At 63.6% G+C, this 6677-nt stretch carries 5 protein-coding genes; 1 reads left to right on the top strand and 4 read right to left on the bottom strand.

All coding sequences use genetic code 11. The features are described from left to right. Nucleotides 1-31: 31 nt before the first annotated feature. The gene (locus AXW67_RS37730) at nucleotides 32-1300 is read right to left on the bottom strand and encodes an IS256 family transposase (RefSeq protein WP_063678926.1); all 1269 of its coding nucleotides are present in this window, start codon (nucleotides 1298-1300) and stop codon (nucleotides 32-34) included. Between the two features lie 218 nt (nucleotides 1301-1518). Here AXW67_RS37730 and AXW67_RS37725 point away from each other — a divergent pair, with 218 nt between their 5' ends. After that, nucleotides 1519-1818: a hypothetical protein gene (locus tag AXW67_RS37725; RefSeq protein ID WP_063681968.1), complete on the top strand. Its 300-nt coding sequence runs from the start codon at nucleotides 1519-1521 to the stop codon at nucleotides 1816-1818. A gap of 81 nt (nucleotides 1819-1899) precedes the next feature. Here AXW67_RS37725 and AXW67_RS37720 read toward each other — a convergent pair whose 3' ends face one another. The 3 genes from AXW67_RS37720 to uxuA form a co-directional block, all read right to left on the bottom strand. Continuing rightward, entirely contained in the window at nucleotides 1900-4095 is a 2196-nt protein-coding gene (locus AXW67_RS37720) for a TonB-dependent receptor (RefSeq protein ID WP_201723761.1), read from the bottom strand. Nucleotides 4096-4414: 319 nt separating this feature from the next. After that, nucleotides 4415-5323: a lipase family protein gene (locus tag AXW67_RS37715; protein WP_063681986.1), complete on the bottom strand. Its 909-nt coding sequence runs from the start codon at nucleotides 5321-5323 to the stop codon at nucleotides 4415-4417. Between the two features lie 161 nt (nucleotides 5324-5484). Then, the gene (uxuA, locus tag AXW67_RS37710; RefSeq protein WP_082908180.1) at nucleotides 5485-6675 is read right to left on the bottom strand and encodes a mannonate dehydratase; all 1191 of its coding nucleotides are present in this window, start codon (nucleotides 6673-6675) and stop codon (nucleotides 5485-5487) included. Nucleotides 6676-6677 lie beyond the last annotated feature (2 nt).

The raw sequence follows: 6677 nt of genomic DNA, 5'->3' as shown, positions 1-6677 counted from the left end.
GAGCTATGCGGGATTTTGGGTGACGAGGTGATCAGGCGGCGTGGGTTGCCGGCATTTGGATGACCTCGATGCCGTCGTTGAATCTGACACCTGCGATGACCTTCGGCAACTGATTTGTGCCTTTGAGCCGCCGCCAGGTCTTTGATGCGGCGATCACCAGTTTGAATACCATCAGCTTGGCGGTGGTCGGCGACAACGAGCCCTTGGTGCGCACCGTCCTGTGCCGCACGGTGGCGAACACGCTCTCGATGGGATTGGTCGTGCGCAAGTGATCCCAATGTTCGGCAGGAAAGTCGTAGAAGGCCAGCAGCGCGTCGCGATCCTTGATCAGACATTCGACCGCCCGGCCGTACTTGGCGCGGTATTTCTCGGCGAAGACGTCGATCGCCGCTTCGGCGGACGCCCGGCTCGGCGCCCAATAGACCTCGCGCAAATCTTTCTTCATGGTGGCCTGCACCGAGAGAGGGACCTTGTCCAGGACATTCACGGTCTTGTGCACCCAGCAGCGCTGGTGCCGGGTGCCGGGAAAGACCTCGTCAAGCGCCTTCCAGAAGCCGAGTGCGCCGTCGCCGACGGCAATTTCGGGCGCGATCTGCAATCCGCGCTGCTTGACGTCGATCAGGAGCTCGCGCCAGCTCTGCGCGCTCTCCCGCACGCCGACCTGAAAGCCGATCAGTTCCTTCCTGCCTTCTGGCGTTGCGCCGATCAGCACCAGCATGCACTCGCCGTGGTCTTCCATGCGGGCCTGCAGGAAGACGCCATCGGCCCACACGTACACATATCGCCGCGCCGACAGATCGCGCTTCTGCCAGCGCTCGTACTCGCCTTGCCACTCGGCCGTCAGCCGGGAAATCACCGCGGGCGACAGGTTCGGCGCCTCCTTGCCCAGCAAGGCCGTCAGCGCCTCCTGGAAATCGCCGGTCGAGATGCCGCGTAGATAGAGCACCGGCAACAGCGCATCCAGACTTCTGGTCCGCCGTGCCCACAACGGCAGGATCGCCGAGCTGAACCGGATCCGCTCGCCATCGCTGGCCGCCCCGCGGTCGCGAATCTTCGCCCGCGCGACCTCGACCGGGCCGATGCCGGTCTGGATCGTCCGCGCCGGGCCGTAGCCATGCCGCACGACACGGGCGCGTCCGTCGGCAAGCTTCAAGTCCTTCACCGTGGCAAGAAAGGTCTCGACTTCGACCTCGACAGCCTGCGCCAGAAGCTGCCGCGCACCAGCGCGCAGGATATTGGTCAGTGGATCATCGATCGCGTCGGGCTGACGAAGCGGGACAATGTTGCTAGTCTCGTTCATGGCGTATCGCTCTCCTTGAGAGGTTCTGGCAGGCTTCGACACCCGCCTCGATACGCCGCCTATCTCAGGCCGTCATCACCCAGCTTCCCGCATAACTCCCTGAACCAAGATCAAGTCGCTGAAGACGAATCTTCGTCGAGATCGAACTGGAGGTTCGCCTCCTCACGTCGCTCGATACATGCCTCTTGGACATTTCACACAATGATGGAGGTAGCCCCATGCCGATCGTTCAATTTACTCGCTTCAAGACCGACAAGCCCGAGGAAATGGCGAAGATTGTCAGCCAGGCGAAGAAGATCTTCGAGAAACACGGCGCCGAATTTCTTCGGCTCTCGCGCTTCCACACTGGCCACTGGGCTGGAGAGCTGTTGGTCACGACGCGCTACGCCAACTGGGAAGTCTACGGCAAAGTGCAGGAGGCCGTGGCAAAGGACCCTGAGTTCGCGCAGGTGCTGGCCGAGGGAATGAAGATTTCCGAACTGCAGGGCCGTAACATCGCCGTCAGCATCGATCTCTAGTCGGGCTGCCGCTCCGCGCACCATGCCAAGCGCGAAGGCCGCCGGACATGAGCCGGCGGCCGGGCGAGTTCAGTCGCAACGTCAAAAATCCACCGTCATCGAGAGCCACGCCGTGCGCGGCATGCCGCTGATGACATAGCCGGTCGGATTGGCGATCCAGTAGCGCTTGTCGAAGAGGTTGGTGATGCTGGCACGGAAGGTGGTCGGCCGTTCCGCGATCCTCGTCGCGTAGCGCGCCCCGATATCGAAAGTCATCCAGCTCGGCACCGACTGGACGTTGTCGGCGCTGACATAGGCCCTGTTGGTGTAGATCGTGCGCGCGGTCGCCGTAAGCCCCGGCAGGAACGGCATGTCCCATTCGACTCCAAGATTGCCCTGGAGATCTGGCGCACCGACGGCGTGGTGGCCATCATTGACGTGCCCCGCCGTGCTGGTCAATCGCGCGTCCAGGAACGTCACGCCACCAAGCACGCGAACACCAGGGGCGACCACCCCGAACGTATTCAGCTCGATGCCGCGGTGCCGCTGCCCGCCATCGAGACTGAAGATTTTCGTCACTGGATCGGTGACGCCTGCGGGCAGGCTGATCTGAAATGCGGCAAGGCTCGCACCGAACCCGCCGAGATCGAGCTTCGTGCCGACTTCATATTGCCGCGTCTTGAACGGCGCGAACACCTGGTTCGGATTCGCGGCCCCGGTCGGCGGCGTCGGTCCGGGCGTGAGACCTTCGATATAGCTGGCGTAAAGGGAGAGCTGCTGGATCGGCCTGACCAGCAAAGCGACCGACGGCGACGTCGCGCTCTGGCCATAGTGGGCGGTCTCGAGGCCACTCACGGTGTCGAAGCTGCTCGACACCACCTTCTGCTGACGCGCACCGACGATCAGCTGCAGCTGGCCGTTCATCACCGAGAGGGTGTCGGCAACACCGACACTCTGCAGGTCGAGCGAGCCCGATTTTCCTTCCGGAAAGGACGATATCGGCGTTCCCGGAATCGCCAGCAAAGTCGGCGTGTAGATGTTGGTGAGGTAGTTCGCGTAATTCGTTTGCCCGAGCCAGTCCGTCCGCTGCAATGAGCTGCCGCTGACGACGACTTCGTGGGCTACCGGTCCCGTGTCGAAGCGGGACCGCACGCCTGCTTCACCGGACACCGCTTCCGACCTTCCCGTCTGGAATCGCGAGGTCGACGATGCGTCTCCCGCGGTATTGAGAATGGTCGCGCCCGGCGCCTCCCGCTTGTCGAAGCCGAAGCGATTGCCGCCGATCGCGCCGAACACGGTGATGTCCGAGGTCAGGTCATATTCGGCGCGGGTCAGGCCCGTGATGCTGTTGGCGCGCGCATAGTCGAACGGTTGCGCGAGGTTGATCCGGGGATCTGGCGCGGCCGGGACAGCGATGCCGGCAACCGGCGTGTAGCCGCGCGCAGCCGCCCGCATCCAGTCGTCCTGATAGATGATATCGGCCGACCATCTGAAACGTTCGCCACGATAGTCGACGCCGAGCGAACCGGCACCATCGCGCACCGACTGCCGATCGATGGTCGTGTTGCCGCCGTCCATGGCACCGTTGAAGCGGACGCCCCATTCCTTCTGCTCGCCGTAGCGGCGCGCCACATCGAGCTCGGTGCCGAAACGGGCATTGGACATGTAACCGGCGGTCAATCGCGTCAGCGGATCGTCCCCGGCACGCTTGGTCACGACGTTGACGCTGCCGCCGATACTGCCTTGCGGCGCCATGCCGTAGAGGAACGCCGCGGGCCCCTTGAAGAGTTCGATGCGCTCGATCGGCGCAGGATTGACGCGATAGTTCGGGACGAGGCCGTAGAGTCCGTTCAGCGCGATTTCGCTGTTCTCCACGCGGAAGCCGCGAATGGTCATCGCGTCATACCGGTTGCTGCTGCCGATGGCGGCGCGGACCGACGGATCGCTGTTGGTCAGCACTTCGGCGACACTGGTCGCCTGCTGATCCCGGATTGTCTGCTCAGTATAGCTGGTGACGCTGAACGGCGTTGCCATGTAGTCCTTATTGCCGAGGAGACCGAGCTGGGCTCCGCGCGCGACCTGGCCGCCGGCGAAGGCTTGCGGCAGCGCCGCTCGCTGTGCGCCGAGCGATGGGGCGGGAGGCGCCGCGACGTTGTCGCGGCTCGCCGTTTGCCGCGGCGAACCGGCACGCGATGCCTGCGACGGCCTGCGCTGGCTCGATGCGGTCGCACGACGAGGCGACGGTGACTCCACGACCACCGGTGGAAGGCTTTGGCCGGCTGCGGCAGCCGGGCGCACAGATGTTTCCGATTGACTTGGCTGTTGCGCTTGAGCCGAATTCGCGGCGAGCAGAACCGAGACACATGCAATGGATAGCGCCGCCCCGCGCGGCAAGTTCAGGTCGCTAAACATATTCCCCCAAAGGACGCAACTGCACGCGACGCCGTCTCGATCAATGCGAGACGAACGATCGCGAACTCCCGTGAGGGGCATTAAGCAAACCGCGACGCCGCGGCCAGTAGAACACGTCTAGAGTCGTGAATGATGCGACGATCGCACGCAGCGATCCTCAGATTTGGAAGAGTTTTAATCCGAAGCTTGGAGCAATGGCTGCCTGCTACTGAACGGACGAAAGCGCCGCATGGTAGCGATCCGGCAAATGATCACCGATCCCCGGCGGCAGGGGTATGGATAGATTGTCGATGAGGCGCGCGGGCTGCGACCGCCCGCCGAAAAGATTGATGATCTGCTCGACCAGTCCAGCGTCTGCCCGCGGCTCGTTGGAGCCGAAATCTCCCGTCAGCTCATCGGCGTCGAACTTCGCTCCACGCTCGCATGCGAGAAAGCGGCCGACATGCAGAAAGCGGAGCTGCGGCGGCGGAACGGTCGCGACGATGTCGGAGCCGTGCACGAGGCGATAGGTCGTCTTGCCGAACGCATCATCGTAAGGCGTAACAAAAACGTCGCGACCGGCGCGCGGACAGCCGTAGAGATAGATCTGCGCGTTGCCCAGCTTAAGTTCGTCGCGCGCGAAATCGGCGGTGATCACCGCGATTGCAGCTCCCAGGCTGTGCCCGGTGATGAAGATGGGGGAATTGTCGGCAAGCGCTGCCGTGATAGCCACCTTGACGTCATCCCAGACCGCCGCTGCCGCCGCGCGGAAGCCCTCGTGGACGGGTGACACTGGAAGGCCAAGAGAGAAGTCGTTGAGCCAATTCAGCAAGTGAAGTGGATCGGTGCCGGCGAAGGCGACGATCGTCGCCCTGCCCCTCCGGGCGGTGATCCCCCTCGTATCCGTCAGCTCAGGCGTGAGCTTGACCGGCTGGATCAACCGCTTGACGTCGGATAGCTGCCAGATGCGCGCGACCTCGGTGATCGTATCCGGCACATGGGTCTCGTAGGCGAGCTGCGACATCCACATCATCGCCCGCGCAGCGCCGAGATTGAAATTGTCGGAATCTGCGTCGAAATCCGCAAACGCGTTCGGATCGTGTCGATCGGGAGGAAGTTCGACCAAAATGCTCACATTCAGCTCCCAAACGGCTGTGTGGCTGCATGCATCGATCGAAAGCAATGCAGCCACTCTGGCACATCATGGGGCCAAAGACAAACTCAGCGAGCGCGAGAACCCGCCGCCTCGCCAAAGTATCGGGAGACGCGGTATCAGGAGACGGCCAGCCGAACCAGCTACTGATGCTCGATCGCGCGGATTGCGCCGCGCAGCTCGGCGAGGCCGCGCAGGCGCCCGATCGCGGTGTAGCCGGGATTGGTACGCTTGGTGGCGGCGAGATCATCCAGCATGCGGTGACCGTGATCGGGGCGGAAGACGATCTGCCGATCCGGCGAACGCCGCGCGTTCTCCTTCAGCAGCGCCTTCAACACCGCGATCATGTCGACGTCGCCGTCGAGATGATCGGACTCGTAGAACGAGAGACCGTCGGCCTCGCGCCTGGTGGCGCGCAGATGCGCAAAAGCGATGCGCGGACCGAAGCGCTCGGCCATCGCAGGCAGGTTGTTCTCGGCGCGGACGCCGAGCGAGCCCGTGCACAGGCAAATGCCGTTGGCCTTCGACGGGACAGCATCGAATAGCGCCTGATAATCGTCCGCGGTCGAAGCGACGCGCGGCAGGCCGAACAGCGGGCGCGGCGGATCGTCGGGGTGCAGCGTCAGCGACACGCCCAGCTCATCGGCGAGCGGCGCGACGCGCGCGAGGAACTCGGCGAGATGCTGGCGCAGGATCTTGGGCGTGATATCGCGATATTGTTCGAGCCGGTCGCGGAATTGCGGGATGGTCATCGGCTCGGTGGTCGAGCCGGGCAGCGCGCTGGCGATGACCATCACGAGATAATCGATATCGGCCTGCGTCATCTGCTCGAACAGCTTTTTCGCGCGCGCTTGCTGTTCCGGTGAGTATTCCTGGAGCGCCGCGGGCCGCTTCAGGATATGCAGCTCGAACGCCGCAAAACGGTCCTGGTCGAAGCGCATGGCGCGGGCGCCGTTCGGCAGCTCCCATTCGAGATCAGTGCGGCACCAATCGACCACCGGCATGAAGTTGTAGCAGATGATCTTGATGCCGGCGCTTGCCACCGCCTCGAGGCTCGCGATCCACGCCTCGATCGATCGCGTCGCCTTACCGCCTAACCGCTTGACGTCGTCGGGAATCGGAATCGATTCGACCACAGACCAGGTCAGTCGCGAGCGGCCGGGCTGGCCGTGTTCGATGAAGTTCTTGCGCTCTTCGACGGCCTTGCGCGTCCACGCTTCGCCGATCGGCACCTGATGCAGCGCCGAGACGATGTCCGTCGCGCCAGCCTGCCTGACATCGTCGAGCGACACGGGATCATCGGGCCCGTACCAGCGCCATCCCTCCAGCATCATGC

The sequence above is a fragment of the Bradyrhizobium neotropicale genome, assembly GCF_001641695.1.
In the GTDB taxonomy this organism is placed as follows: Bacteria; Pseudomonadota; Alphaproteobacteria; order Rhizobiales; family Xanthobacteraceae; genus Bradyrhizobium; species Bradyrhizobium neotropicale.
The sequence above is the reverse complement of the archived record's forward strand: the minus strand, read 5'-3'. Positions and strand labels throughout refer to the sequence as shown.